Genomic DNA, 25,415 nt, shown 5'->3' with positions numbered 1-25,415 from the left:
GACGAAACCAAGGGGGCCGCAGATGCTGAAATGGATCGACATGCCGCCGGTCTGGTTGACTGGCGCGCTGCTGCTGGCCTGGGTGCAAAAGACGTACTTCGGCTTTGGCCTCAGCTTTGGGCCGGTCTGGGCGGACCTGCTGGGCGGGTTGCTGGTGGGTGGCGGTTTGATCCTGATGGGGCTGGCCATCTCTGAGATGCGGCGGCACCGGACCACGGTGATCCCGCACAGGAACGCCGACCGTCTGGTGACCAGCGGCATCTTCAAACGCACGCGCAACCCGATCTATCTGGGGGATTCGATGATCCTTGCGGGGATGATCCTCTACTGGGGCGCGGTGCTGGCGCTGCCTTTGGTGCCGATCTTTGTCTGGGTGATCGAAAGACGCTTTATCGTACCGGAAGAGGATCGCCTGCGTCGCAAGTTCCGCGCGAGCTTTGCCCACTATGAAAAAGACGTGCGCCGCTGGGTCTGAACGATCAAGACCGGCGCGTTTCCCGGCATAAAGTGACGTGTCGTCGCATGTTTCGGCGGGTTTCGGGCGCGTCGCCGCCGTGGAAACGTCAGGATTGCTGCCGAAACCGCTTTCAACTGCCTGAGAAAACAAGGAAACTGGACAAGCTGACGGGCTGGGATTGAAATTTGTGCGCAACATTGTTTCAGTCAGCACTCTTGAAGCGCAAGAATAGATGCGCGGGTTTAACTTTTGGCCCGGGTGTGTTTTACAACGCGCGCTGCTTGTCGCTGCAGGGCCGCATTCGTGCGGCGAAATGCGAATTAACGCCTCATCAGGGGCGTAGGAGTACCTGAGAACAAAGGGGATTACCGTGAAGATAGGGACGCCAAGAGAGGTTGAATCCGGAGAGAATCGCGTTGCGATGACCCCGGATTCGGCCCGCCAGCTTCAAAAGCTGGGTTATGACTGCATGATCGAATCTGGGGCCGGGTCCAAAGCCGGCTTTTCGGATGAGACTTACCGGGACGCCGGTGTCGACGTGGTCGATGGCGCGGATGCGCTGTGGGCCGGGGCCGACATCATCGCCAAGGTGCGCATTCCCACGCTGGCAGAGCTGGATTACCTGACGGCGGACAAGACGCTGATCACCTTCTTCAACCCCGGCGGGAACGAAGAGGGCCTGAACAAGGCCAAGGAACAGGGCGCATCCGTCATCGCCATGGAAATGGTGCCGCGGATTTCCCGCGCGCAAAAGATGGACGCGCTGTCGTCGATGGCCAATATCGCGGGTTACCGCGCGGTCATCGAGGCGGGCAACAACTTTGGCCGTTTCTTTACCGGCCAGATCACGGCGGCGGGCAAGGTGCCCCCGGCCAAGGTTCTGGTCGTTGGCGCAGGTGTGGCGGGTCTTGCCGCGATCGGCACCTCGACCAGCCTCGGCGCGATCACCTATGCCTTTGACGTGCGTCCCGAAGTGGCCGAACAGGTCGAAAGCATGGGCGCGGAGTTTGTTTACCTCGATTTCGAGGAACAACAGCAGGACGGCGCGGCCACCGGCGGCTATGCCGCCGTCTCCAGCCCCGAGTTCCGCGAAGCGCAGCTGAAGAAGTTCCGCGAACTGGCCCCCGACATCGACATCGTCATCACCACCGCCCTGATCCCCAACCGCCCGGCCCCCAAGCTGTGGCTGGAGGACATGGTCAAGGCGATGAAACCGGGATCGGTCATCATCGACCTCGCCGCCGAAAAGGGCGGCAACGTCGAAGGCACCGTGATGGACGAAAAGGTGGTGACCGACAATGGCGTGACCATCATCGGCTACACCGACTTCCCCAGCCGGATGGCGACGCAGTCGTCGACGCTTTACGCCACCAACATCCGTCACATGCTGACCGATCTGACGCCCGACAAGGACGGCAAGATCAATCACAACATGGAAGACGACGTGATCCGCGGCGCAACCGTCACCCATCAGGGTGAGATCACCTTCCCGCCGCCACCGCCCAAGGTGCAGGCCATCGCGGCCAAGCCAAAGGAAAAGGTCAAGGAACTGACCGCCGAAGAAAAGCGCGCAAACGAAGTCGCCGCTTTCAAGGCGCAGACCAAGCAACAGGTGACCCTGCTGGCCATCGGTGGCGGTCTGCTGCTGGCGGTGGGTCTGGTCGCTCCGGCCAGCTTCATGCAGCACTTCATCGTGTTTGTGCTGTCGGTCTTTATCGGCTTCCAAGTCATCTGGAACGTGTCGCACTCGCTGCACACGCCGCTGATGGCGATCACCAACGCCATCTCGTCGATCATCATCTTGGGCGCGCTTATGCAGATCGGATCGGGGTCGTTCCTTGTGATCCTGCTGGCGGCCCTGTCGGTCTTCATGGCGGGCATCAACATCTTTGGCGGGTTCCTCGTCACGCGGCGCATGCTTGCCATGTTCCAGAAATCTTAAGGGGTAGGGGATCATGGATTTCGGATTCACCACCGCGGCCTATGTGGTCGCTGCTGTCCTCTTCATCCTGTCGCTGGGGGGACTTTCGGGCCAGGAAAGCGCTAAGCGCGCTGTCTGGTACGGCATTGTCGGCATGGGCCTTGCGGTCTTTGCCACGCTCATCGGGCCGGGCTCTGGCCTGTGGCTGCTGTCGATCATCCTGATCGCGGCGGGCGGCGGTATCGGCTGGTATGTCGCCAAAAAGGTCGAGATGACCGAGATGCCGCAACTTGTGGCGGCGATGCACAGCCTTGTTGGTCTGGCGGCGGTCTTTGTCGGCCTGAACGCGCATATCGAACTGGGCCGCGTCATGGCCATGGACGAGACCGCGCGCAAATCGCTGGAAGGGTTTGCCGCCCTGATCGCCAAGAAAGACGGCGTCGAACAAAGCATCCTGCGGGTTGAGCTGTTCCTTGGCATCTTCATCGGTGCCGTGACCTTTACCGGGTCGGTTGTGGCCTTTGGCAAACTGGCGGGCAAGCTGACGTCCAAGGCGGAAAAACTGCCCGGCGGTCACATGCTGAACGCGACAGCGGCGGCGATCTCGGTGCTGTGCCTGTTCTGGTACATGGGCACCGGCGGCTTCTTCCCGCTGTTCCTGATGACCGTGGCGGCGCTGTTCATCGGCTATCACCTGATCATGGGCATCGGCGGCGCCGACATGCCGGTGGTTGTCTCGATGCTCAACAGCTACTCGGGCTGGGCGGCGGCGGCGATTGGCTTCAGCCTTGGCAACGATCTGCTGATCGTGGTCGGTGCGTTGGTTGGTTCGTCTGGTGCCATCCTGTCCTACATCATGTGTAAGGCGATGAACCGGTCGTTTGTCAGCGTGATCCTTGGCGGCTTTGGCGGCACCTCTGGTCCGGCGATGGAGGTCGAGGGCGAACAGATCGCCATCGACGCCGACGGCGTGGCGCAGGCGCTGGATGAGGCGGACAGCGTCATTATCATTCCGGGCTACGGGATGGCCGTCGCACAGGCGCAGCAGAACGTCGCCGAACTGACCCGCCGCCTTCGGGCCAAGGGCAAAGAGGTGCGTTTCGCCATCCACCCCGTCGCGGGCCGTCTGCCGGGGCACATGAACGTGCTCTTGGCTGAGGCAAAGGTGCCTTATGACATCGTTCTGGAAATGGACGAGATCAATGAGGACTTCCCGGATACCGATGTGGCCATCGTCATCGGATCGAACGACATCGTGAACCCGGCAGCCCAAGAAGATCCGAACAGCCCCATCGCGGGGATGCCGGTTCTGGAATGCTGGAAGGCCAAGCAGGTGTTCGTGTCCAAGCGCGGGCAGGGCACCGGCTATTCCGGCATCGAGAACCCGCTGTTCTACAAGGACAACACGCGGATGTTCTACGGCGACGCCAAGGCCTCGCTGGGTGAGTTGCTCAACCGCATCTCGTAAACGGGTTAGAATTATGCCCGCACTATCGGGGCCCCGCGTTTTCGCGGGGCCCTTTTTGTTGGATGAAGGGCCGTTTCGCGTTGGTCCCGTGGGCGCGCCACCGGGACAATTCGATGATCCATCGGCCCCTCTGACGGCTTGCGAGGGAACCACTGGAAAGAGGGTCTTGTAGGAGGCCGCTATCAGGTGTCCCGATCACCCTTCGCGATCCAAAGCGTGAACGCCGTGTCAGCGCCGCCAATCTCGACAAGTCGACTGCCATGCATCAAGACCCCAAGGCCATGTTCCTTGTCCCACTCACATGAGAATTGGTACCCGACGTAGGGAACGCTATCCTTCGAAATTTGGGGCACAAACACGTCTGTGAGCACCATAACCCGCGCCAGACCCTCCGCCGACGTTACAAGCGGCAAGTCTTCCTCGTTTTCCTCAATGTCATGGTCTTCAAAAAATTGACGCCGAAACTTGGGATAGGCCTCAAAGATGGCCGCCAGAATGATCGGTGTCTGCATGGCATAATTGTCCGAAACCCATTGCACGAGCGCCAATTCCTCCGCGCTTAATGGGGCATTATCTCTGCCTTCGGGTGCAAATGTCAGAACAGTGGGGCGTGCCCCAGTGAACTCCGACCATGCGGGCAGGTTGATCTTTGACTGCCAAAAAAACCGGTTGAAGGAAAATTCCATATTGCGTCCCGTTTGAACGATCTGATCGGTTCACAACTAGTCGGGTAGCAGATGGAGGCATAGGCAAGATTTGCAGGGTCCGCCACGTTGCGGTTACAGCATCCTTTGTTCGGGTATTGACCGCGCCTGCGGCGCGCGACATCTGACAGGGTTTCGATAAGGTTTTGGTGCTGTGGCCCCCCTTTTTCCTGACCCCTGACCCCGCCTGCGGCGGGTTTTCGCCGGAGGTCCGCTGCCAAGACAATCAGGGTCTCGCCCATTGGCGACGCGCTTTCTAGGTTGGGTCAGCAAGAGGGAGAGACCATGCAACTGGCGTTACAGATCAATTCGGTGTTCCGTGGCGCAGGCTGGCAGGTCGTCAAACCGCTGGAACCGATGGAGACCGCCGCTCTGGCCGAGGATCTGGCGCAATACGTCAAGCGCGGGATTGTCGTCGAATTCGGCTATCACGCAAACGACGCGGCGGGCGAATACCGCATCTACGCCGTCCACGAACAGGACTGGGATCACCCCTTGGCCGCGATCAGCCTGCGCAGCGCTGACATGGCGTTGGATGTGTTGCGCCAGATGCCCGGTTTGCTTGGACGCCTCGGCCCGCTGTAGGCCTCTGGTCAGTCCTGACCGACGAAGGTAAAACCGGGGATGTCGATAAACCGGGTTTCGGTCCGACCCAGCCAAGCCAACGAATCGACCTCGGTGCGGAACGCCGCGGCGCGCACGTTGCCCTGATGCAGTTCGGTCAGGGTGGCAAACATGCGGGCCATGCCAAACAGGGTGTCCTGCGGCGCATAGACCGCGATCATCTTCTTTCGGATTGCGCTGATCCCTTGTGAGCCGACCTCGTGCGAGATCCGGCGCATCCCGTGGAAATCCATATCGGTTTCGGTGACGCCCGACAGATCGACCAGTTCCGGCAGCCCGGGACGATAGTCGGGCAGGGCGCGCATCGCCTCTAACCCGTTCAGTGTCTTGCGAACGGATTGCCGTCCGCTGAAGCGAAGAAAAACCAGATCGCCATTCGAAATAATACCAACTGCAACATGCACAAAAACATCCCCCCTAGCCGGTTCAGAAGGATATCTAGGCCGAACCCTGTTGATTGGTCTACAAAAGTGACAAATTCTGAGTGGGGAAAAACAGGCCTTCTGCCTCACCAGCAGCGTTTATTCAGGTGCAAACCTCAACTTTGCAAATTTGATGCGGCGCGATCTGCTTGCGCTCTTGCGGTGCATCTGACCTTGGGGCACAACCATCTGGACGCAAGAATAGAGAAAGGGGGACCCCATGAACCTCACTTTGAACCGCAATGTGCTGGTTGAGACTTTTGGCGCCAATGAGGGTGCTGCCCTGCGCCTGAAACAGGTGGCGCTGGTTGTGCTGGGCATTCTGGCCCTGGCCGTGGCCGCCAAGATCAAGGCACCTGTGCCCGGTACGCCGGTGATGATCAGCATGGGCACCTTTGCTGTTCTGACCATTGGCGCGGCCTACGGACCCAAGCTGGGGCTGGCGACGATCCTCGGCTACATGATCGTCGGCATGTTGGGCTTTGACATCTTCCAGAACTCGACCGCCGATCTGAACGGCATTTCCTACATGATGGGCGGCACCGGCGGCTATCTGGTCGGCTACGTGCTGGCGGTGCTGGCGCTGGGTGTGCTGGCGCGCGCGGGCTGGGATCGCTCTGCCCCCAAGATGGCGGGCGCGATGCTGGTCGGCAACGTGCTGATCTATGTGCCGGGCCTGATCTGGCTGGGCATGCTGTACGGATGGGACAAGCCGATCCTGCAGTGGGGCCTGACACCTTTCCTGGTCGCCGACGGCATCAAGCTGGCGCTGGCCGCCGTGATCCTGCCGCTGGCATGGAAACTGGTGGGCCGCGCGCGCGGCTAACCTGTGGTGCCGGGCAGAACGCCCGGCCTACGGACGGCAATGATGACACTACAGAAAAGGCCGGGCAGATCGCCCGGCCTTTTTCATGCGACCCGCTCAGGCCTTGTCAGGCCAGTTCGGTCTCGATTTTCGCCCCCTGTTCCAGCGTCTTGTGCACCGGGCACTTGTCGGCGATCTCCATCAGCCGGGCGCGCTGATCCTCGGTCAGATCGCCCTCCAGCGTGATGCGCCGCAAGAACCGGTCGATCCGCGTCGTGGCAGAGGTGCCCGCATCCTGCGCATGCACCTTGTCATGGGTGACATCCACGCTGATCCCCGTAAGGGGCCAGCCCTTGCGCCGGGCATACATGCGGATCGTCATAGAGGTGCAGGCCCCCAAACCCGCCGCCACAAACCCATAAGGCGACATGCCTTTGTTGCTGCCGCCATAGGCCGCCGGTTCATCCGCCAGCGCGTGATGGTGCGGCCCGTTCTGGATGTCCTGCAAAAACCCGTCAGGGGCCGCCTCTGTCACCCGCACAACCCCCTCTGGCGCGCCGATGGGCGGGGCCGGGGCGGGCAGGTCCAGATAGCGGTCTGCCCATGCGGCAATCACCTCGGCCACATATTCCGCGTCTTCGGGGGCGCTGATCAGGTGGTCGGCATCGTCCAGCGTGACAAAGCTTTTGGGATGTTTGGCGGCAGTAAAGATCCGCGTGGCGTTCGAGATATCGACCACCGCGTCGCGCGGGGCGTGCAGCACCAGCAGCGCCTTTTTCATAGCGCCGATGATCGGTTCCAGTTCCTGCGCCTGCACGTCCTCGACAAAATCGCGCCCGATGGTGAACGGTCGCCCGCCCAGATCGACCTGCGCCTTGCCGTCGGTGGTGATCTTGTCCAGCGCGTCGGCAAAGTTGTGGGTGACATGGCCGGGATCGAACGGCGCACCGATGGTGACGACGGCCCGCGCCGAGGCGATGTGCGGCGCGGCGCGTAACACCGCCGCCCCGCCCAGCGAATGCCCGATCAGCAGGTCGGGCGCCATGCCGCGGCTGTCCAGATAGGCCGCCGCCGCCTCCAGATCGCCGACGTTCGACCGGAACGTGGTGTTGGCGAACTCGCCGCAGGAATGCCCCAGCCCGGTGAAATCAAACCGTAAAACGGCGATTCCCATGGCGGAGAGCCGCTGAGCGATGCGCCGTGCGGCGGCTATGTCCTTGCCGCAGGTGAAACAATGGGCAAAGAGGGCAGTGGCGATGGGCGGGCTGTCCGGCAGATCAAGCCGGGCCGCCAGCTTGTCCCCGGCATGGCCGGGAAAACTGATGCGTTCGGTAGGCATGTGGAGTCCTGATAATGCGGTTGGATCAAACAATGGGCTGGGGTTGGCGCGGGTACAACCAAAGTGACAGGGCCGTCACGCCATGGTGAGCTTCCGGGACAGGCTGGTGAAGAGTGTTGCAGCGATCCTGTGCCTGTTGGCGTTGGCCACATGGGCGGGACCGATCCACCCCGCCGGCGACTCGCTGGCGGTGATCCGGGTGCCTTTGCTTGTACTGGCGGCTCTGGCGGTGATCTGGACCGACTGGCCGCGCCACCTGCGCTGGCCGTTGGCCGGAATGTGCTTGATGGCGGTGGGGCAGGTCGGCGGGCTGAAGTGGCAAGAGCCCGCCGCTGGCGATGTCACGATCTATCAGAAAAACCTCTGGTACGGGAACCGCGAGCTCGATGTTCTGGCCGCCGACATCCTTGCACATGCCCCGGACGTTGTGACCTTGCAGGAGTTGACTGTGCACAACCGCCAGGTGCTGAACATCCTGCGCCCCGTCTATCCGCACCAGCATCTGTGTGAATCCAACGCGTGGAGCGTCGCTGTGCTGTCGCGGCACCCCGTCGTGCAGAGCAGCGAAATGTGCTCAAACGGGCGCGGCTTTGCCGGAGTGCAGGTCGCACTGCCGCAGGGGCCGGTCTGGGTTCTGTCGGTGCACCTTTTTTGGCCTTGGCCGTACAACCAGCGCCCGCAGGCGGAACGGCTGGAACAGATGGTTGCGCAGCTGCAAGGGCCCATCGTGATGGCGGGGGATTTCAACATGATGCCCTGGGGCAGTGATGTGCGGCGGCTGGTCCGCGCCACCGGTGTTCAGCGTGCGGGACCGTTGTCGCCGACCTACTGGCTGCACCCGCTGGGAGGACCGCTGTCCATTCCGCTGCCTCTTGATCAGGCCTATGCGCCCGGCGGTGGCAAGGTCTCGGTGCGCCCGTTGCTGGGGTCCGACCATGCGGGTGTGCTGGCAAAGGTGCGCTTGGATGCGGATTGACGGCGTTGGCCAATTTACGGCGCGCGATGCACGCGACGCGGCAGAATGGGCCCGGCTGGCGGCCTTTTGCGCCCGTCACGGGCAGGGGGCCTTTTCCCGCGATCCGCATATCGGCGGCCATGTGACCGGCTCTGCCTTTGTGCTGTCACCGGACGGGGCGTCGGTGCTGCTGACCCACCACGCCAAGCTGGACCGCTGGCTGCAACTGGGCGGGCATTGTGACGGCATCGCCGACGCGCGGTTTGTGGCCTTAAAAGAGGCTTATGAGGAAAGCGGGCTGGCGCGCATTCGCCTGCTCTCGGACGCGGTGTTTGACGTCGACATCCACCAGATTCCGGCGCGCGGGGCAGAGCCCGCGCACCTGCACTATGACGTGCGGTTCCTGATGCAGGCCGAGGCGGGCGAGATTGCGGTAACGGCGGAATCGCACGCCCTGAAATGGGTGCCCTTGGCCGAGCTCGCGCGGTTCACCGCGTCGGAATCGGTGTCGCGCATGGCCCGCCTGCTGGCGTCGGGTTGGTTAACGACAGGTAAAAACGCCTCTGTAACCTGTTGATATCGCTGGGGGCGAAAACCCGCCACATGTGGACAGCCCTCAATCTCCCATCAGCCGGGGATCAAACGGGTAGCTGATCAGGTTCTCAAATCCATCCTCGGTGATGACCACCTGCTCCTCCAGCTTGATCGAGAAATCGCCCCCGTCGGGAGAGACCAGAACCTCGACACATAAGGTCATGCCCGGCTCCAGTTCATAGTCAAAGGCCCCCTCGACCATCTTGTCCGGATAGGCCACCAGCGGCCACTCATCGCACAGCCCCACCCCGTGCATCAGGCAGCCATATTTGAGCCGTTGAAACTCGGGCCGCAAAACATGGGTGTTGCGCGAGAGGTCCTGAATATTCACCCCCGGCCGGAGCATCTCCATATTGGTCATGATGTGGTCGACCCCGTGCCGCATCGCGTCGATCATGTCCGGGCGCGGGGCCTGATCGCCCACCCACCAAGTGCGTGAGATGTCGACGCAGATGCCATAGCTGCCGACCAGATCGGTATCAAAGGCGACGATCTCGTTGTTCTGAACGATGCGCGGCCCACTTTCCTGAAACCAAGGGTTGGTGCGCGGCCCCGAGGTCAGCAGCCGCGTCTCGATCCACTCGCCGCCACGGCGGATATTCTCGGCGTGCAGGACGGCCCAGATGTCATTCTCGGACACCTCGCCCAGCGGCACGTTTGTCCGCGTGAACCGCTCCATTTCATACATCGCCGCCTCGCAGGCGTTGACCGCGCAGCGCATGGCCTTGATCTCATCGGGGCCTTTGACAGAGCGCGCCTTTTCAGTGACCTCCTCACCGGGCAGAACGGTCAACCCCTGCGCCTCCAGCGCGCGCAACCCATGCAGCATCGGCTTGTCCACGGCGAGGCGTGTGTTGCTGGGGGCGTGTTCCTCCAGCAGGATGCGCACCTCATTGGCAAAGACATCAGCGGCCACATCCACCTTGTCGCCCCGGTCGAAATAGAACAGGTCCGCGCCGGACCGCGCCTCTCGCACCAGCGGGTTGAACGACGACAGGAACGGCGCGTTCTTGTAGTCCCAGATCACCATATAGCCATCCGCACAGACCAGCACGGCGCGGAACGGATTGTGGGTGTTCCACAGCTGCATATTGGTCGAATCGGTGGCGTAGCGGATGTTAAGTGGGTCAAAGACCAGCAGACCGGCCAGATCGCGGGCAACGACGTGTTCTGTCAGCCGCTGCCAGCGATAGCGGCGCATCGCTTGCAGATCGGGCTGTTCCAGTCCCGCCGCCGCCCATTCGTTCAGGGCCAGACGGGTGGGGCCAATTTCGATCCGGTCCATGTCATTGGGGGTATTGTCGCCGGTCAACGCGCCGCGCGTGGGGTCAATCTTGCGGGTATCGCGGAAGTGAGTGTTCATCGTCTGGCGCTCCGAGGGTGACTTGCCGCCCAGCCTGCCGGGGCGGGCGGCCCCCGGCGCGCCGCTTTGCGACCGTTAAGGGCGTCGTTTTTTGACGGTGGCGCGGGGCGGTGGGATGGCGAAATGGGGGATTCCAGGCGCCCGGCAATCGGGCTACGGTCCGCGGATGATTTTGCAGGACCGTATTCCCTACGACATTCGCCAGACCCCAAAACTGCCGGGGATCAAGCCACTGAACCCGGAAGACTGGTTGCAGGTATATGAGGCCTATGGGGCGCAAATGGCCAGACGTCGGCACCTGCTGGACACCCGGCGCGACGCGGTTCTGGCGCTGGATACGCAGGCCCTTCCAGCCGCTTGGGAGTTGTCAGAACGCGTTCTGTCGAGCCTGCCAGAGGGGTTCACCGTCACAGAAAGGGCGGTGCTTTGTCCGGACGGGACGACTGTGGCGCGCGACGACAAGGACCCGTTGGGCACCTTGGGGCGCATCGTGCAAGAGGATCTGTGCCTGATGGAAAAGCGCGGGGCCGAACATGTTCTGACCGGCGCTGTGCTATGTTTCCCGGCAAGTTGGCGGCTGGACGAGAAATTCATGCGTCCGATGACCGCGATCCACGATCCGGTCGACAGCTATGACGACGATATCGCGCGCCGGGTGCAGCGGCTGTTTGACGGGGTGCGGGCGGGCCACCCGCTGTGGCGGTTCAATGCCTTTCCTTATGCCTCGGCTGAGTTGCATCAACCCCGCTACTTATCCGAACGACGTGCCGAGGTAGATCCGCGTAGCGCGCCATACTGGCGATCGGAGCGGCAATGTCTGGTCCGGCTGCCAGAGACACAGGCGGTGGTGTTTTCAATCCACACCTATGTGGTGCAGGGCACCACCGTCACGGCAGAAACTGGCTGAACAATATCTGCATTTGCCCGGTGGAGGTGAGGACGGCCAAGAGGCATGTCACGGCGGCAACCTGCCCGGCACGGCGCACGCCGAAAAAACCGCCACGGGTTGGCAATGTCTCTGGTGGCAAAGCGGCCCGTGTTTCAGCGTCGATTGGATGCGCACCCTCAGGGTAGAGCGACCCAAAGATGCCCTGTGCGGCTTCGGCGCTTTCGAACAACGCATCTTCGATGTTGGCGTCGATCTGACCGATGCGTCGGGGAGAGACGAACTTGCGCAGCCGGATAAAGTCCTCACGGTCGATCAGGACATCGGGGGAGTACCACTCCAGAATATCTGCGCTGGAATGGTCCAGCGCATCGCGCACCGTGTCGGACAACAACCGCGCGGCGTCGGTCTCATCGGGCGGCGTGCCATCGGCGGTCACGACCTCCAGCACCACGCGGGGGCCATAGTCGCTTTGTTCCTCGGCGATTACAGATATGCCAAGATGGCGGCCAAACACGCGGGTGCCATTGCGCTGGGTCGCGGCCTCGGGGTCTTCGCGCGGGTCAATCCGGACCAGCACATGCGCGGCCGTGTCAAGGTAGGGATCGGGGGACATGTCCTGCGCATCCGGCAGAATCAATCCTGCATAGGGATAGTCGAAACTCATGCTGTTCTCCTTGTGCGGAGTCGGATCCGCTCAAGGAGAAGTTGCGTGTCAAATCTGGTCGCAATCGGGCATTTTAGAGAAAATTACGCGATTTCAGGCTCTTTGTTTCCGGATTTGGATCAGCGGTGGATGCGTTCGGCTGCTGCGGCGATGGCCTGCTGATAGACGGTCGCGGCGTTCCATTCATTCAGCACGCCAAAGTTATGGGTGCCGGGGCCGTAGGGTTGACCCTTTTTCCAGCCTTTCTGGCGCAGGAAATTCGCGGTCGAGGCCAGCGCATCGGCCTGATTGTAGAAGTCCACCCGCCCGTCGCCATTGGCATCGACGCCGTAGCGCATCGCGTTGCCCGGAAGGAACTGGGTATGACCCAGCTCACCGTGAAAGGCACCCTTCTGGGTCGGAGACAGCATCCCGCGATCCACCATCTTGAGCGCCGCAATGGCGTGCGGGCGGAACAGTTGCGGGCGGCGGCAGTCATAGGCGACCGTCAGGATCGAGTTGATCACTGGTTCTGTCCCCATGCTGCGGCCATAGCCGGTTTCCATACCGTGAATGGAGACGATGATCCCGGCGGGCACGCCGTACCGCTTTTCAAGAGAACTGTAGAATCCTTGGTTCTGGGCGATCCGTTTGCGCGCGCCATTGGCAAAGCTGTCGAGCGATCCAAGGCGGATTTTCACAAAGCGATCAAAGCTGTACTTTACGCCCTTCTGGTTGCGGTCGGCATTGATGGTCTTGGTTGAATAGCGCGCGCTCATCAACGCATTGATACCGCGGTCGCCGACGCCGGCGGCGCGGGCCTCCTTGGCGAATTCGCCTTTCCAGGCATCGAAACCCGAGGCGGTATTGCCGCAACCGGCGGCAAGCGCGGGGGCAGCGGTCAGAAGGGCAAGGGCGAGGGCGGGAAAAAGGCGGCGCATCAGGGATCTCCGGTCAGGATTGCTTGACCGAAAGTTTAGCGGCCTGTGCGGATCGGCGAAAGGGGGAAGCCCGGTGCTGACCGCTCATCGCGCGACCGGGACCGTTTGACGTCAGAGACCGTTCATCCGCAAGACGTCTTCTACGGTCAGGTCGAGGCCGTTTTCCTTGATATGGCGGGCAATGCCGGCCTTGATCATGGGGTCATCGCGGAGGTCTGACGTGAATAGGCGGCGTTCCGCCTCCATCCGTTTCATCGGGTCGGGGTCGGTCAATGCCTCGATGTCCTCTTTGCTGTATTGGGCAAAGAACAGGGCTTCGGTCATCGGTGCGCCTTTTTCGCGCGCCTCGGAAAAGACCGCGACCGGCTCGCTGCTGAGGATACGCGGGAGGGCAAAAGTCACACCGCCGATCACCACCAAACCGCCGACAAAGGACAGCAGAAGCAGTTTTACCGGATTGGTGCCACTCGGGCGGCGCGGCTGTGTCGTCGGCCGCGGGGAAAGGTCCGGGGAGTCGTTGCCGCCGTTACCAGCGGACTTGGCATTGATCCGTGCAAGGCGCTCTTCAAAGCTGTTGTCCATGACATGTCTTCCTCGGATGTCGGGCAGATCCTTGGGCTGCCAGAGGTGTCTTTCGCTCTTTCGCGCCAGTGTCTGCGCAGGTTGGGACAATTTCGGGGCAGGATCGCGGCAAACCGATGAACTTCAGAGCGTGCCGACAAAAAAAACGGGCGCCCGAAGGCGCCCGTTCTGCCAGTGATCGCGGAACGATCAGCAGCTGTAGTACATGCCGAACTCGACCGGGTGCGGCGTGTGCTCGTACAGTTCGATTTCTTCCATCTTGAGGTCGATGAATCCCTGGATCTGGTCCTTGGTGAACACGTCGCCCTTGAGCAGGAAGTCGTGGTCGGCCTTCAGGCAGTCGATGGCTTCGCGCAGCGAGCCACAGACGGTCGGGATGCCTTCCAGCTCTTCCGGCGGCAGATCGTACAGGTTCTTGTCCATCGCCTCACCGGGATGGATCTTGTTCTGGATGCCGTCCAGACCAGCCATCAGCAGCGCCGCAAAGCACAGGTAGGGGTTTGCCGACGGATCGGGGAAGCGGGCCTCGACGCGCTTGGCCTTGGGCGACTCGGTCCACGGAATACGCACGCAGCCCGACCGGTTGCTGGCCGAATAGGCGCGCAGAACGGGGGCTTCGAAGCCGGGGATCAGGCGCTTGTAGCTGTTCGTCGACGGGTTGGTGAAGGCGTTCAGCGTCTTGGCGTGCTTGAGGATGCCGCCAATGAAATACAGTGCCTCATCCGACAGATCGGCGTATTTGTCGCCTGCGAACAGCGGCTTGCCGTCTTTCCAGATCGACATGTTGCAGTGCATGCCGGTGCCGTTGTCGCCGTAGATCGGCTTGGGCATAAAGGTCGCCGACTTGCCATAGGCCTGAGCCACGTTGTGGATGATGTACTTGTACTTTTGCAGTTCATCGGCCTGCTTGGTCAGCGATCCAAAGATCAGACCCAGCTCGTGCTGGCACGACGCAACCTCATGGTGGTGCTTGTCGACCTTCATGCCGATGCGCTTCATCGTCGACAGCATTTCCGAACGGATGTCCTGACCGTCGTCGGTCGGGTTGACCGGGAAATAGCCGCCCTTGATGCCGGGACGGTGGCCGGTGTTGCCCATCTCGTACTCGGTGTCCGAGTTCCACGCGGCGTCAAGTGCGTCGACCTCGTAGGACACCTTGTTCATGGTGTTCGAATAGCGCACGTCGTCAAAGAGGAAGAATTCCGCTTCGGGACCCCAGTAGGACACGTCGCCGATGCCGGAGGCCTTGAGATAGGCCTCTGCCTTTTCGGCGGTGCCGCGCGGGTCGCGCTCATAGGGTTCGCCAGTGTCGGGCTCAACCACCGAACAGTGGATGCAGAGCGTTTTTTCCGCGTAAAACGGATCGATATAGGCGCTATCCTGATCGGGCATCAGTTTCATGTCCGATGCTTCGATCGACTTCCAGCCCGCGATGGAGGACCCGTCGAACATAAAGCCTTCTTCAAGGAAGTCTTCGTCGACGAGGTCGGACATGACGGTCACGTGCTGCAATCTGCCGCGCGGATCGGTAAAACGGATGTCGACGTAGGCGACGTCCTCTTCCTTAATCATGGTGAGAACAGCGTTGCTCATACCAGTGAGTCCCTTTCTGTCATATTGTTGGGATATCTTGTTTGGACTTCGCACGGCCCATCTGTTGTGCCGCGCGTGACGTGCGGATTACAGCGCGTCCGAGCCGGTTTCGCCGGTACGGATACGGATGGCTTGTTCGACATTGCTGACAAAGATCTTGCCGTCACCAATCTTGTCGGTTTTGGCGGCCTCTACAATGGCCTCGATGGCAGCATCGACCTGATCGTCATCCAGAACGATCTCGATCTTCACTTTGGGCAGGAAGTCGACGACGTATTCCGCGCCGCGATACAGTTCGGTATGGCCTTTCTGACGGCCAAAGCCCTTCACCTCGACGACCGAAAGGCCCTGAATGCCTGCTTCTTGCAGGGCTTCTTTCACTTCATCCAGCTTGAACGGCTTGATGATCGCTTCGATCTTTTTCATAGACCTCGCCTCTCCCTTGCGCTCCTTGTGGACTTGGCAGATCACTTCTCTTTCCCTGTCACAATCCGATAGACTGCCGAGACGTGTGTTGGACGTGGCGATTTGTAGTGGTCGCCCTAATTTTGGGCATAACGCACAAAATAAGTGCGAAACTGAATCGCGAGAAAAACGATGGAACTTCTGACCTCTGAACAGATGCGCGCGGTTGAACAGGCAGCCATCCAGAGTGGCCAAGTGACCGGACTGGACCTGATGGAACGCGCCGGGCAGGGCGTGGTCGCGGCGGTTCTGGAGGAATGGCCAGATCTGGGGAAGGGCGGGCACCGGGCGGTGGTTCTGTGCGGACCGGGCAACAACGGCGGCGATGGATTTGTCGTGGCCCGCCTGTTGAAAGAGCGCGGTTGGCAGGTCGAAGTGTTCCTTTTCGGCGATTCCGACAAACTGCCGCCCGATGCCAAGACCAATTGCGCCCTCTGGGGGGCGTCGGTGCGTCCTCTGGACGCGTTTGCGATTGGCGAAAGCCGGGATTGTGACCTGTTGGTGGATGCGCTGTTCGGCACCGGGCTGACGCGAGGTCTACTGCCCTTGGCCGAATTGTTCTGGAACATGGGGGATATGGTCGATCGCAATGCTGTCGAGGCAGGCCGTCCCAGCGGTCGACCCGCCATCGTGGCAATCGACATCCCCAGTGGCATCTGTGCCGACTCGGGGCGCTGCTTTCCCCACGCGGACGATCATTGGCGGTTCGCGGCCAGCGCGCATCTGACTGTAACGTTCCACACCGCCAAACCGGGGCACTATCTGGACGAGGGGCCATCGGCCTGCGGTAAGCTGGTGATCAAGGACATCGGTCTTGTTACGCCGAAAGACAAAGATCCGCAGACCCAGCGGCAAGAAACGGCCGCGCTGGTCGGGCCTGCGCATCCTTCGTTGCTGCGAAAAGACGGGAAGAGGCACAAATACGGCCACGGTCACGCGCTGATCCTGTCGGGACCGCCGGGCAAAGGCGGCGCGGCTCGGCTGGCTGCGCGTGGGGCGCTGCGCGTGGGCGCGGGTCTGGTGACAGTTGGTTGCCCGATGCGGGCCGTGCATGAACACGCGGTTCATCTGAATGCGATCATGGTGCAGGGGCTGGACGGCACTCACGGTCTGGCCGAACTGCTGGAGGATAAACGCTATACGGCGCTGTGTTTGGGGCCGGGGCTGGGATTGGGGCCATCGACCGGGGAGCTGGTGAAAACGGCCTTGGCGTCAGGGCGCGGCACGGTGCTGGATGCTGACGCTCTGACGCGGTTTCAACGCGACCCTTCGGTGCTGTTCGATTTGCTGCATGAGACCTGTGTTCTCACACCACATGGCGGTGAATTCGCGCGCCTTTTCCCAGATATCTCGGAAAAGCTGGCCGCCACGCCCGAAACCGGGCCTGCCTATTCCAAGGTTGATGCCACCCGTGACGCGGCCGCAAGGGCAGGCTGTGTCGTGCTTTTCAAAGGGCCGGACACGGTGATTGCCGCGCCAGATGGCCAATGCTGCATCAATGCGGCCGCCTATGACCGCGCCGCGCCGTGGTTGGCCACGGCCGGTTCGGGGGATGTTCTGGCAGGGATCGTTTGTGGCCTGTTGGCGCGTGGGATGTCCGCGATGCAGGCTGCCGAAACGGGCGCATGGTTGCATGTCGATGCGGCGCGCGCCTTTGGGCCGGGCCTGATCGCCGAAGACCTGCCCGAAACGCTGCCTCAGGTGTTCCGAGAGATGGGCCTGTAGTCCGCGCTCAGGACGGGACGTGTTGTGCTACGGCAGAGGCGAGTTCCAGACCGTCCGCGTACAGGATGTGTGGATCGTCGAAGACGAGTTGGCAGAGACAAAGTTCAACGTCGCCCGCGTTGCGGATAAACGTGCCGTCCACCAGTCTGGACAGTGGAACAAGCGCCTGTTGCGCCCCGAACAGCGCGCTGGCGCGCCAGTCGCGCAGCAGGATTTCCTGCGCCGATGGCAGGGTGACCTCATGTTCGGGACGCATATGACCCAAAGTGCCGGGGGCGATGGTGACGGCAGATAGCTGCCGCGTCACCGGATTTGATGCGCGCAACCGCGCAGTGCCGCTGTCGCGGGTGATCACGCGGTCGCCGGGACCGAGAAATTCCACCGGCAAAGCGCCGTCAAGAGTCAGCACAAGCGTGCCAATGGGGAGCGCGTTGAACGGCGCATCGTGAGCGACGTGTCGGGCCGTGGGAATGCCACTGCCACGCCGGACCATGTTCCGGGCCATCGTTTCTTGTCCTGTATCTGCTGCCTGATCGTTCTTTTTTTTCACAAGATACGGCAAGAATGCGTTTATGTCCCGGAATTTTCTTCTGAAGACTCAGGGAAAATTCTGCTCGCATCGTCTGAGTCGCTTTGGTATTGAGCGCGTCGAAGCGGGTGTGGCGAAATTGGTAGACGCACCAGATTTAGGTTCTGGCGCCGCAAGGCGTGGGGGTTCAAGTCCCTCCACCCGCACCATTCTAAGCTGTCGTAGGCGAAGGAAGTCCTTGCAGGGCGTGGCGTATGCCGGTTATGCGGTTGCACCTTCGGTGACGGTCTGGGTCTTCGGATTGGCATCCCAAGTGAGGCATGTGGTCGACCGCTCTGGGCGTCGGTATGCGCGGCTGTTGTCCCGAAACACTTGCGGCGCGTCATCGGCTGGACGGAGCCACGCATTTTTCTAGGCGGGGATTGCAGGCCGGCGTGCAAGCTGTTGCCAGATGTTGTCGCGCTGCTACCGGCAGTGGCTCGGGTCGCAGAACGGTGATCGGAGCAAGGGTAGCCGACAGCGCCGACAGGTTACGTAATGGCTGCGGATCAGCTGGCACTTTTGCTCTACACCCGACGATTGAAGTTTGACGCAGGGCTGCGCAACGAACCTTGCTATGTAAGTGTCGGTAGGGATGACCAACCGTCAAATAATTTGCTCGACGGTGGGACGGCTATGCCAAGAGCCGCCAGAAGATCGGCTGGTGTAGTCCGTGGCGGAGATGCGCTGGCTGGAGGGGCTTTGGGCCCACTGCGTGGGACGCAAGTCCGATCGATTTGCAGACGCTTGGATAGAGGCTGATGTATCATGGCCGTGAATGAAGAAGGTAGGAGACCGAGCGGGGTCTTAGACCTCGAATTTGAAATTTATCCTAGCGTCGGTCTGCATGCAGTTGTGAAGCCATTTTGATGAGCGCGCGGTCGCTGTTCGGTGGTCCTATCAGGGACAGGCCGACGGGCAGGCCCGGCTCTTGCCACATGGGGATGCTGACTTGGGGCAGTCCAGCATGTCCAGCGAGTGACAACAGCGTCAAGGCGCGATTGCGGTAGGTTTCCATTGTGGCCCCATCGACCGTGAGGAAGGGGGCCGGACCCGGTGCCGTTGGTAGGGCGATTACCTTTTTGTCACTGATTACGTTGGTCAGATGCGCGCGGATCTGAGCCCGATTTTGCCGAGCCAGAGCGATCTCGTCATTGCTCAAAGCAAGCGCCCCTTCAAAGCGTTGTAGAATACCTGGGCCAAAGTCTGGCTGTGTTTCGGCAATCCAGTCGCGAAAGTTATCGGCCACTTCCGCGCCCTGACAGATCCGAAACGTTGGCAGCAGAAGATCGCGCATCGCGTCGGTTATCAGGTCGGGTCCGGGGGCATGCCCCCGCGGCAAAAGGGCTGATGTGGTTTCTGTGTCCGCAAGTCGCCAAAGATCGCCGGGATAGAGCACGTCCTTGTCGAGCAAAGGGGTATCTGATGCAAACTGTTCCGCCAACAGGGCAAGCGTTTGGGCATCGCGGGTCATGAAGCCGGGGACGTCATAGCTTTGCGCCAGTGGCACCAATCCGTCGGCTGGCAACAATCCGTGGGTTGGCCGCCAACCGAATGTGCCACAAAACGCAGCAGGTAGGCGGACGGACCCGCCTGTGTCCGTCCCCAGACCGATCTCGACCGCGCCGGAGGCGACGGCTACGGCAGACCCCGAAGATGATCCGCCGGGCATCCGGTCAGGGGTGACGGGGTTGACTGGCGTACCATAGCGCGCGTTTTGCCCCATCAACGAGTAGGCGAGTTCATCCATCTGGGTCTTGCCAACCGCCTCAGCCCCGAGATCCAACAGGCGTGTGACCAGCAGGGCTGTGGATGTGGCTTTCGGATGTGACTGTGCCCATTCTGGGTTGCCGCAACCGGTGACATGGCCAGCAATGTCGAAATTGTCCTTCACCGCAACCCGCAGGCCGCTCAGTGGTCCCGTGCCACCGGTGAGTGGCGGCTTGAACAAAGAGACGAAAGGGGCAGCGCTGAAGTTCATCACGACCCGTCCTGCATGAGTGAGACATGGGCCGCGACGACGCGCCATCCTTCCGCTGTCCTGATCCAGGTCTGGCTTTGACGCCCTTTCCGGTTAGAGCCTGCGCGCTGGAACTGCAGATTGCAGATGCCGACGTCCGGTCCCAAGGTCGTGATCTCTCGGCGGATCACGTCGCGTTGGGGTGAGCCGCCAGTGCGTCCTTTGCGAAAGGCCTGGATTTCTTCGATCCCATAGAGGTTTTCGCCGACCCCGTAGCGTAGGGTGTTCGGGTTGTCCCAGAACAGACCGTCCAGAACTTCAAGATCGTTCTCCATCAGGGCCTTTTCGTAGGCGTCACATGCGGCGGTCAATTCGGCCAGCGCCTTGGGGTCGTTGAGCGTCACGGTCATGCGCTGTCTCCGATCGCGTTCAAGATGTCTTTGCCGTCTCCGACAAATCCGAAACACTGCCGCACGTTGTACAGCGTCGCCGCCATGCAGTAGTCGGGCGAGGTGGTCCCCGAACAATCCTCCAGCATGATGACGTCGTAGCCGAGGAAGTTGGCGTCCTGCAGAGTGCACAGCACGCATTGGTCGGCGTTCACGCCCGCGAACAAGATCGTGGTGACGTTGAGATTGCGTAGGATGCTGTCCAGTTCGGTGTCCTGAAAGCCAGACATCCGGTACTTTGAAACGGCGATGTCATTTGGCTCCGGTTTCAATTCGTCCACCACGGCGGCGGCCCAACTGCCTTCTTCCAGCACATGCGCGCCGTTCGATGGGAGAGGCTTGCCGATACCGGTTGAACGGCCATCGGGATCGTAGACATGCAGGACCGAGGGCGGCAGATTCATACGGTCGGGCCGGTTGCCCCAGTTGAGCCAGATCACCGGAACGTCTTGTTTCCTGAGACCGGGCAGCAAGTTTTGCAGCGGCGCGATCATCTCTCTTGCCGGGCCGACATCCACCCCGATATGGGCCAGCCAGCCCTCCGGGTGGCAAAAGTCGTTTTGCATGTCGATCACGATGATCGCCGTGCGCGAAAGATCAATCGTGACCGAGCGGTCCCGGTCGCGCAGTGTGATGGGCCGCACAGGGGGCGGGGTGCGGGTCATGTCGACGTTCGATTTGCTGACATGCCACGCGTTCCGCGAAGTCGCGCCAAGAGGAAGAAGCGTGTCGGGAGAAAGTCCTTTCATTTCAGGCACCGGTCAGGACGCGCAGGTCCTCTTCGTCCAGCTCGACCCGCTCACCCGCGCGGATCAATTCAGAAAAGTCCTGGTTCGGGGTCATGACCGTCAGGGTGTAGAGTTTTCCCTCACCCGTGTTTTCGACAATGTGCACAGAGCCGGGGTTCAACAACAGGGCATCGCCTTTGGAAATCGGCAGCCGGTCGCCGTCGGAAGAGGCATAGCCTTCACCCGAGATCACATAAAAAAACTCATGCGCTTTCGAATGACTGTTCGGCGGTGTTGCGCCCCCGGTGGTGAAGATTTCGACGACGTAGATGTTCTCGGTCGGCGCGTTGGCGGGGTCAAAGAGCATTACGAAATAGTTCGTGTCTTGTGGGGCGATCTTCCACGCTTCGGCTTTGGCGACCTGTTCGTGGGAAAAGGATTTCATCATCTGGGGACCCTTTGTCAGTGCGTGGAATTGCGGGATGGTGAGTTTTGGGGAGGCGTGCCAATAATGGCATTCGAAACCGGTTTTCGAATGACTGAGCGGCAACGGAGTGGAACATGCATGCCAGGATTTTGACCTACGTCGATGAGGTCGCGCGGCAGGGGTCGATCCGGGGCGCGGCGGAAAAGCTGAACGTGGCGGCCTCGGCGATTTCGCGACAGATCAAATCCTTGGAGGATGACCTTGGGATACCGATCTTCAATCGGGCGCCCCGGTCGCTGACCCTGACCGCTGCTGGTGAGATCCTGTTGGTTCACATCAGAGAAACCCTGCGTGAACTGGATCGGAACCTTGCCTTGATCGAGGATCTCAAGGGGCTGCGTCGGGGCGAGGTGTCGGTTGTCCTGATGAGTGGACTTGCTTCCAACATCGTGCCGCGCGTCGTCATGCAGTTCCGCAAGGCCAACCCAAATGTGGCCGTGCGACTGCAATTGATGACGGACCCGGACGAGATGATTGCAGCGGTTGCCGAAGGGAACGCCGACCTTGCCATCGGTTTCGACTTTCCGCCGCGCGCGAACGTGCGCCAGTTGGCCGTCGCGATGGTCAATCTGGGCGTGGTTGTGACACCGGACCATCCGCTTGCAGGACGGTCCAGCGTGCGGCTGGCGGATTGTGCCGACTACACCATGGTGGTGGCGGATTCGAGCATGGTGATCCGTCCGCATCTCGAAAAGCTCTTTGCCCGGTCCGGTGGCCGACCCAGCGATTTGATCGAGACGAATTCGATCGAGTTGATGCGCCACCTGACCCGTTTGGGAGGCTGCATCACCTTCCTGACGCCCTTCGATATCGAGACAGAGGTGGCCGCAGGCCAATTGGCCTTTGTTCCGGTCGAGGAGTTCGCCCGAGAAACCCAAAGGCTTACCTTGCTTGGCCCGGAAAGAAATCCCACCGCATTGGGCAGCGTATTGGCCGAGCATTTCCGAACCGCGTTGGCGTGACAGACAGTGCATCGGAGTCACCTCGAATACAGCCGGTCAAGCCGGACGAATTTGCCCAAAAGCGCCAAGGCCAGAGTTGTGACGACGATCAAAAGGGCAGAGATCGCATGGGCCGTGGGTTCCAGCGCAAAGGTCGCTTCGGAGTAGATCCTGACCGGCAATGTGGTCAGTCGAGCTGTGGTCAAGAAGCTGGTCACGGTCACTTCGCCGAAACTCATCAGAAAGCCGACAAGCGCCGCCGCGAACAGGCCCGGGGCCATGCCGGGCAGGGTCACCAGCAGGAAGCAGCGCATTTTGTTGGCACCAAGGCTCGCCGCGGCCTCTTCCAGTGAGCGGTCAAGGGACATGGCCGACGTGGTCAGCAGGGTGATCACAAAGGGCAGGATTACGACGACGTGGATCGCCACCAAACCGGCGAAGGGTGGGATGATCAGGTAGACCTGCAACAGTTTTAGCATGCCCACTGCGATGGCCACGCCCGGCAACGAGAGCGGCAACATCCAAAAGGCCATCAGGATCGGGCGCATGCGAAAGGGATACCGGGCCAGTGCAAAGGCCGCCGGCATGGCCAGAGCGACTGCAATGGCCACTGAGACGATGGCCAACTTGACCGAAATCATGAAGTTCGCGGTGTAGTCGCCCTCGATCAGGACGCGGCGATACCATTCCAGCGTAAAGCCCTTGAACCCGGCCGCCGTGGCAAGCGGTACGTCGTTGAAGCTTTGTACCATGACCAAGATCAGTGGCAGGATCAGCAAACCGATTGAGCAGAACAGCAGCAGGTAGCGAAACGGCGGTCCCACACGATCAACGATGACAGCAACCCAGAAAGGGATGGTCCACGGAGAGGAGGGCACGCCGTTGCGCCAGCGCATGAAACGATTGAGCCAAAGCGTGGCCAAGCCGACAAAGCCCAGCCCGACTGTCGTCATAACAAGGGACAAGGCAGAGGCCATGGTGGCGTTCAGGTTGCTGATCGCCTCATTCAGGACCAGCATCCCCATCGTCCAGACCTTGCCGCCGCCCAGCAGAGTGGCAGAGACATAAGATGTGGTCGCCATCAGAAAGACCACGATGACACCTGATCGCAGTCCGGGCAGCGACATCGGGAAATCTACGGTCAGAAACCGCATCCCCGGCGAGGCACCAAGGCTTTCGGCGGCCTCGTGAATGCGGGGGGAGGTATTCTGAAGGTTGTCATAAAGCGCCAACACCATGAAGGGCATGAAAACCTGCGCCAGCGCGACGACGACGGCCCCGTGGTTGAACAGCATGGTTTCGACCGGGGGAATGCCGAACCAGCCCGTGAATGTGTTGATGAGCCCCAGCGGAGACAAAAGCAACATGATCCCCAACGACCGGACAACCACGTTGGTCAACAGCGGGATCAGGATCACCGCGAAGGACAGCGCACGCCACTTTGATGGCATGCGCGCCAGCCAATAGGCCAAGGGATATCCCAGCAACGCCGAAATGACTGTGACAGCAAGGCCAAGCAGCACTGTTTCGGCAATCACTGAAAGATAGAATGGATCGGTCAGGATCTTGATGAATTGTACCAGTGACGGATTCTGGATCACCGGACCGAAGGGGCTGGGGTATTCGTGCAGTGACAGCAGCACGACCACAGCCATTGGCGCGGCAAAAGCCAGAAGAAGCCAAGCGGTTACTGGAAAGGACAGAACCGGACCGATCCAACGTTTCATCCAGCGATCTCCCGGTCGTATTTCGCCTGCCACTCGGCGCGATGTGCGTTGATGTAATCCCAGTCAAAATCGACAAGGCTGTCGACGTTCCCGGCGGTAATGACCTTGCCTTCTAGCTCGGGCGGGATCTCGACGTTTTTGACCGTGGGCGAGTAGTAGATCTCATTCGCGTAGGCGAGCATGGTCTCTGGGCTGAGGTGCAGGTTGACCCACTCTTCGGCCAGTTTCTGGTTGCGGGTGCCTTCGGTGATGCAGGCCACGTTCATGGTCACGGCCTGACCTTCGACCGGGGTCGCAATCGCGCAATTTGGGTTGCGGCTTTCGGCGTACATGCGTGTGAAGGAGGCAAACTCGACCGACAGGTCGGCGACGTTCTGGTCCAGCATGTCAAACAACTGTGCTTGGCTGCCTTGAATGCCTGCGAAGGGTTTGAGTTCCTTGACCTTCTCGACCACCTTGTCGAATTCGTCGATGCCGTAACCCCAAGCCTTGGCGGTCATCATCAACGCAGAGATGCCCTCGGCCCCAAGCCCGTTCGGCCATGCAATCCGGCCTTTCCATTCCGGGTTCCACATGTCTTTCCAAGAGGTGATCGGCGCAGAAGCGGCAGTCTTGTCGTAGACGATGGTGCAGGGGTTGAAGGCCACCCCGTAGCCACCCTTGCGGGCCAGCGGGTAGAGGTTCTCGTAGTTCGGCACTGCCGGGCTTGCAGGCTGGGTCACGCCATCGGCGACAGCCTGACGGCTTTCGTAAATGTTCAGATACAGCACATCAAAGCTGGGCCGACCGCGTTCGGCGTAGGCGCGCGCGCGACGCTCTCCGGTGCCGCCAAGCACATAAGAGACCTTACAGCCGTATTTCTCGACCAGCTTGGGCTCGATGTGTTTCTTGACGATCTTTTCCTGCGCGCCGCCCCAGATGCCGACGACCAGTTCGTCGCCCGGTTTGGGTTGGGCATAAGCGGGGCGAATGATTGACGCGGGGGCCGCGAGGCCCGCGGCCAGTAGGCCTGTAAACTTTCTGCGATTCATTGCCATTTGATTGGCTCCTGTTGGTTGGGGAGGG

At 60.9% G+C, this 25,415-nt stretch carries 26 protein-coding genes and 1 tRNA gene; 11 read left to right on the top strand and 16 right to left on the bottom strand.

All coding sequences use genetic code 11. The annotated features are described in order from the left end of the window. The first annotated feature begins 22 nt into the window (after window positions 1-22). From VOI21_RS21620 to VOI21_RS21610, 3 genes are all read left to right on the top strand, one after another. Window positions 23-475, top strand: coding sequence for an isoprenylcysteine carboxylmethyltransferase family protein (locus VOI21_RS21620; RefSeq protein WP_323772039.1), 453 nt, complete (start codon window positions 23-25; stop codon window positions 473-475). Window positions 476-827: 352 nt separating this feature from the next. Continuing rightward, window positions 828-2,399: a Re/Si-specific NAD(P)(+) transhydrogenase subunit alpha gene (locus tag VOI21_RS21615; protein ID WP_323772038.1), complete on the top strand. Its 1,572-nt coding sequence runs from the start codon at window positions 828-830 to the stop codon at window positions 2,397-2,399. 13 nt (window positions 2,400-2,412) lie between these two features. Next, complete coding sequence (locus VOI21_RS21610) at window positions 2,413-3,846, top strand: NAD(P)(+) transhydrogenase (Re/Si-specific) subunit beta (RefSeq protein WP_323772037.1); 1,434 nt, start codon at window positions 2,413-2,415, stop codon at window positions 3,844-3,846. A gap of 182 nt (window positions 3,847-4,028) precedes the next feature. Here the strand turns inward: VOI21_RS21610 and VOI21_RS21605 are convergent, their stop codons facing one another. After that, on the bottom strand, window positions 4,029-4,532 hold the full coding sequence (locus tag VOI21_RS21605) for a DUF6985 domain-containing protein (protein WP_323772036.1): 504 nt from the start codon (window positions 4,530-4,532) through the stop codon (window positions 4,029-4,031). A 303-nt stretch (window positions 4,533-4,835) separates the two neighbouring features. Here VOI21_RS21605 and VOI21_RS21600 point away from each other — a divergent pair, with 303 nt between their 5' ends. Beyond that, window positions 4,836-5,135, top strand: a complete 300-nt coding sequence (locus VOI21_RS21600) for a hypothetical protein (protein WP_323772035.1) — start codon at window positions 4,836-4,838, stop codon at window positions 5,133-5,135. An 8-nt stretch (window positions 5,136-5,143) separates the two neighbouring features. Here the strand turns inward: VOI21_RS21600 and VOI21_RS21595 are convergent, their stop codons facing one another. After that, window positions 5,144-5,578, bottom strand: a complete 435-nt coding sequence (locus VOI21_RS21595; protein ID WP_323772034.1) for a hypothetical protein — start codon at window positions 5,576-5,578, stop codon at window positions 5,144-5,146. Between the two features lie 238 nt (window positions 5,579-5,816). Here VOI21_RS21595 and VOI21_RS21590 point away from each other — a divergent pair, with 238 nt between their 5' ends. Then, window positions 5,817-6,422, top strand: a complete 606-nt coding sequence (locus VOI21_RS21590; protein WP_323772033.1) for a biotin transporter BioY — start codon at window positions 5,817-5,819, stop codon at window positions 6,420-6,422. A 106-nt stretch (window positions 6,423-6,528) separates the two neighbouring features. On the opposite strand, the gene VOI21_RS21585 is transcribed toward VOI21_RS21590, so the two are convergent. Continuing rightward, window positions 6,529-7,740: a bifunctional alpha/beta hydrolase/OsmC family protein gene (locus VOI21_RS21585; RefSeq protein ID WP_323772032.1), complete on the bottom strand. Its 1,212-nt coding sequence runs from the start codon at window positions 7,738-7,740 to the stop codon at window positions 6,529-6,531. Window positions 7,741-7,846: 106 nt separating this feature from the next. Between VOI21_RS21585 and VOI21_RS21580 the strand changes: the two genes are divergently transcribed. Together VOI21_RS21580 and VOI21_RS21575 are read left to right on the top strand one after the other, a co-directional pair. Next, on the top strand, window positions 7,847-8,716 hold the full coding sequence (locus VOI21_RS21580) for an endonuclease/exonuclease/phosphatase family protein (protein WP_323772031.1): 870 nt from the start codon (window positions 7,847-7,849) through the stop codon (window positions 8,714-8,716). Continuing rightward, window positions 8,706-9,272, top strand: coding sequence for an NUDIX hydrolase (locus VOI21_RS21575; protein WP_323772030.1), 567 nt, complete (start codon window positions 8,706-8,708; stop codon window positions 9,270-9,272). The genes VOI21_RS21580 and VOI21_RS21575 overlap by 11 nt, the downstream gene beginning before the upstream one ends. Window positions 9,273-9,311: 39 nt before the next feature. On the opposite strand, the gene dddP is transcribed toward VOI21_RS21575, so the two are convergent. Then, window positions 9,312-10,652, bottom strand: coding sequence for a dimethylsulfonioproprionate lyase DddP (gene dddP, locus VOI21_RS21570; protein ID WP_323772029.1), 1,341 nt, complete (start codon window positions 10,650-10,652; stop codon window positions 9,312-9,314). Window positions 10,653-10,818: 166 nt separating this feature from the next. Here dddP and VOI21_RS21565 point away from each other — a divergent pair, with 166 nt between their 5' ends. Further along, on the top strand, window positions 10,819-11,559 hold the full coding sequence (locus tag VOI21_RS21565; RefSeq protein ID WP_323772028.1) for a DUF3445 domain-containing protein: 741 nt from the start codon (window positions 10,819-10,821) through the stop codon (window positions 11,557-11,559). On the opposite strand, the gene VOI21_RS21560 is transcribed toward VOI21_RS21565, so the two are convergent. The 5 genes from VOI21_RS21560 to VOI21_RS21540 form a co-directional block, all read right to left on the bottom strand. Continuing rightward, window positions 11,540-12,205, bottom strand: a complete 666-nt coding sequence (locus tag VOI21_RS21560) for a hypothetical protein (RefSeq protein WP_323772027.1) — start codon at window positions 12,203-12,205, stop codon at window positions 11,540-11,542. The two genes, VOI21_RS21565 and VOI21_RS21560, sit on opposite strands and share 20 nt — an antisense overlap. A 119-nt stretch (window positions 12,206-12,324) precedes the next feature. Next, window positions 12,325-13,125: a lytic murein transglycosylase gene (locus tag VOI21_RS21555; protein ID WP_323772026.1), complete on the bottom strand. Its 801-nt coding sequence runs from the start codon at window positions 13,123-13,125 to the stop codon at window positions 12,325-12,327. A gap of 111 nt (window positions 13,126-13,236) precedes the next feature. Further along, window positions 13,237-13,707, bottom strand: a complete 471-nt coding sequence (locus VOI21_RS21550; protein WP_323772025.1) for a hypothetical protein — start codon at window positions 13,705-13,707, stop codon at window positions 13,237-13,239. Window positions 13,708-13,896: 189 nt separating this feature from the next. Then, a complete protein-coding gene (glnA, locus tag VOI21_RS21545; protein ID WP_323772024.1) occupies window positions 13,897-15,300 on the bottom strand; it encodes a type I glutamate--ammonia ligase in 1,404 nt (467 codons plus the stop codon). Between the two features lie 87 nt (window positions 15,301-15,387). Then, window positions 15,388-15,726, bottom strand: coding sequence for a P-II family nitrogen regulator (locus tag VOI21_RS21540; RefSeq protein ID WP_323772023.1), 339 nt, complete (start codon window positions 15,724-15,726; stop codon window positions 15,388-15,390). A 171-nt stretch (window positions 15,727-15,897) separates the two neighbouring features. Between VOI21_RS21540 and VOI21_RS21535 the strand changes: the two genes are divergently transcribed. Further along, window positions 15,898-17,490 carry an NAD(P)H-hydrate dehydratase gene (locus tag VOI21_RS21535; protein WP_323772022.1) on the top strand — a complete coding sequence of 531 codons (1,593 nt, stop codon included), beginning with the start codon at window positions 15,898-15,900 and terminating at the stop codon, window positions 17,488-17,490. Window positions 17,491-17,497: 7 nt separating this feature from the next. On the opposite strand, the gene VOI21_RS21530 is transcribed toward VOI21_RS21535, so the two are convergent. After that, window positions 17,498-17,995 carry a Hint domain-containing protein gene (locus VOI21_RS21530; RefSeq protein ID WP_323772021.1) on the bottom strand — a complete coding sequence of 166 codons (498 nt, stop codon included), beginning with the start codon at window positions 17,993-17,995 and terminating at the stop codon, window positions 17,498-17,500. A 148-nt stretch (window positions 17,996-18,143) separates the two neighbouring features. On the opposite strand from VOI21_RS21530, the gene VOI21_RS21525 reads away from it, so the two are divergent. Continuing rightward, window positions 18,144-18,228 (top strand) — tRNA-Leu (locus VOI21_RS21525). 662 nt (window positions 18,229-18,890) lie between these two features. On the opposite strand, the gene VOI21_RS21520 is transcribed toward VOI21_RS21525, so the two are convergent. From VOI21_RS21520 to VOI21_RS21505, 4 genes are all read right to left on the bottom strand, one after another. Then, window positions 18,891-20,039: an amidase gene (locus tag VOI21_RS21520; RefSeq protein WP_323772020.1), complete on the bottom strand. Its 1,149-nt coding sequence runs from the start codon at window positions 20,037-20,039 to the stop codon at window positions 18,891-18,893. Next, a complete protein-coding gene (gene hpxZ, locus VOI21_RS21515) occupies window positions 20,039-20,428 on the bottom strand; it encodes an oxalurate catabolism protein HpxZ (RefSeq protein ID WP_323772019.1) in 390 nt (129 codons plus the stop codon). Before hpxZ ends, VOI21_RS21520 begins: the two co-directional genes overlap by 1 nt. Beyond that, window positions 20,425-21,132 carry an isochorismatase family cysteine hydrolase gene (locus VOI21_RS21510; protein ID WP_323772018.1) on the bottom strand — a complete coding sequence of 236 codons (708 nt, stop codon included), beginning with the start codon at window positions 21,130-21,132 and terminating at the stop codon, window positions 20,425-20,427. The genes hpxZ and VOI21_RS21510 overlap by 4 nt, the downstream gene beginning before the upstream one ends. Before the next feature lie 85 nt (window positions 21,133-21,217). Beyond that, entirely contained in the window at window positions 21,218-21,643 is a 426-nt protein-coding gene (locus tag VOI21_RS21505) for a cupin domain-containing protein (RefSeq protein WP_323772017.1), read from the bottom strand. Window positions 21,644-21,756: 113 nt separating this feature from the next. Between VOI21_RS21505 and VOI21_RS21500 the strand changes: the two genes are divergently transcribed. Further along, the gene (locus VOI21_RS21500; protein ID WP_323772016.1) at window positions 21,757-22,644 is read left to right on the top strand and encodes a LysR family transcriptional regulator; all 888 of its coding nucleotides are present in this window, start codon (window positions 21,757-21,759) and stop codon (window positions 22,642-22,644) included. A gap of 17 nt (window positions 22,645-22,661) precedes the next feature. Here the strand turns inward: VOI21_RS21500 and VOI21_RS21495 are convergent, their stop codons facing one another. Both VOI21_RS21495 and VOI21_RS21490 read right to left on the bottom strand, forming a co-directional pair. Further along, the gene (locus VOI21_RS21495) at window positions 22,662-24,350 is read right to left on the bottom strand and encodes an ABC transporter permease subunit (RefSeq protein ID WP_323772015.1); all 1,689 of its coding nucleotides are present in this window, start codon (window positions 24,348-24,350) and stop codon (window positions 22,662-22,664) included. Beyond that, window positions 24,347-25,387: an ABC transporter substrate-binding protein gene (locus VOI21_RS21490; RefSeq protein ID WP_323772014.1), complete on the bottom strand. Its 1,041-nt coding sequence runs from the start codon at window positions 25,385-25,387 to the stop codon at window positions 24,347-24,349. Before VOI21_RS21490 ends, VOI21_RS21495 begins: the two co-directional genes overlap by 4 nt. Window positions 25,388-25,415 lie beyond the last annotated feature (28 nt).

The organism is Antarctobacter sp., from assembly GCF_034670325.1.
Classification (GTDB): Bacteria; Pseudomonadota; Alphaproteobacteria; order Rhodobacterales; family Rhodobacteraceae; genus Antarctobacter.
The sequence above is the reverse complement of the archived record's forward strand: the minus strand, read 5'-3'. Positions and strand labels throughout refer to the sequence as shown.

Excerpts from the sequence above, each read along its gene's own strand:
- VOI21_RS21620 (WP_323772039.1), top strand. The coding sequence starts at position 23 with ATGCTGAAATGGATCGACATGCCGCCGGTCTGGTTGACTGGCGCGCTG.
- VOI21_RS21610 (WP_323772037.1), top strand. The coding sequence starts at position 2,413 with ATGGATTTCGGATTCACCACCGCGGCCTATGTGGTCGCTGCTGTCCTC.
- VOI21_RS21605 (WP_323772036.1), bottom strand. The coding sequence starts at position 4,532 with ATGGAATTTTCCTTCAACCGGTTTTTTTGGCAGTCAAAGATCAACCTG.
- VOI21_RS21600 (WP_323772035.1), top strand. The coding sequence starts at position 4,836 with ATGCAACTGGCGTTACAGATCAATTCGGTGTTCCGTGGCGCAGGCTGG.
- VOI21_RS21590 (WP_323772033.1), top strand. The coding sequence starts at position 5,817 with ATGAACCTCACTTTGAACCGCAATGTGCTGGTTGAGACTTTTGGCGCC.
- VOI21_RS21585 (WP_323772032.1), bottom strand. The coding sequence starts at position 7,740 with ATGCCTACCGAACGCATCAGTTTTCCCGGCCATGCCGGGGACAAGCTG.
- VOI21_RS21575 (WP_323772030.1), top strand. The coding sequence starts at position 8,706 with ATGCGGATTGACGGCGTTGGCCAATTTACGGCGCGCGATGCACGCGAC.
- dddP (WP_323772029.1), bottom strand. The coding sequence starts at position 10,652 with ATGAACACTCACTTCCGCGATACCCGCAAGATTGACCCCACGCGCGGC.
- VOI21_RS21565 (WP_323772028.1), top strand. The coding sequence starts at position 10,819 with ATGATTTTGCAGGACCGTATTCCCTACGACATTCGCCAGACCCCAAAA.
- VOI21_RS21560 (WP_323772027.1), bottom strand. The coding sequence starts at position 12,205 with ATGAGTTTCGACTATCCCTATGCAGGATTGATTCTGCCGGATGCGCAG.
- VOI21_RS21555 (WP_323772026.1), bottom strand. The coding sequence starts at position 13,125 with ATGCGCCGCCTTTTTCCCGCCCTCGCCCTTGCCCTTCTGACCGCTGCC.
- VOI21_RS21550 (WP_323772025.1), bottom strand. The coding sequence starts at position 13,707 with ATGGACAACAGCTTTGAAGAGCGCCTTGCACGGATCAATGCCAAGTCC.
- glnA (WP_323772024.1), bottom strand. The coding sequence starts at position 15,300 with ATGAGCAACGCTGTTCTCACCATGATTAAGGAAGAGGACGTCGCCTAC.
- VOI21_RS21540 (WP_323772023.1), bottom strand. The coding sequence starts at position 15,726 with ATGAAAAAGATCGAAGCGATCATCAAGCCGTTCAAGCTGGATGAAGTG.
- VOI21_RS21535 (WP_323772022.1), top strand. The coding sequence starts at position 15,898 with ATGGAACTTCTGACCTCTGAACAGATGCGCGCGGTTGAACAGGCAGCC.
- VOI21_RS21530 (WP_323772021.1), bottom strand. The coding sequence starts at position 17,995 with ATGGCCCGGAACATGGTCCGGCGTGGCAGTGGCATTCCCACGGCCCGA.
- VOI21_RS21520 (WP_323772020.1), bottom strand. The coding sequence starts at position 20,039 with ATGAACTTCAGCGCTGCCCCTTTCGTCTCTTTGTTCAAGCCGCCACTC.
- hpxZ (WP_323772019.1), bottom strand. The coding sequence starts at position 20,428 with ATGACCGTGACGCTCAACGACCCCAAGGCGCTGGCCGAATTGACCGCC.
- VOI21_RS21510 (WP_323772018.1), bottom strand. The coding sequence starts at position 21,132 with ATGACCCGCACCCCGCCCCCTGTGCGGCCCATCACACTGCGCGACCGG.
- VOI21_RS21505 (WP_323772017.1), bottom strand. The coding sequence starts at position 21,643 with ATGATGAAATCCTTTTCCCACGAACAGGTCGCCAAAGCCGAAGCGTGG.
- VOI21_RS21500 (WP_323772016.1), top strand. The coding sequence starts at position 21,757 with ATGCATGCCAGGATTTTGACCTACGTCGATGAGGTCGCGCGGCAGGGG.
- VOI21_RS21495 (WP_323772015.1), bottom strand. The coding sequence starts at position 24,350 with ATGAAACGTTGGATCGGTCCGGTTCTGTCCTTTCCAGTAACCGCTTGG.
- VOI21_RS21490 (WP_323772014.1), bottom strand. The coding sequence starts at position 25,387 with ATGGCAATGAATCGCAGAAAGTTTACAGGCCTACTGGCCGCGGGCCTC.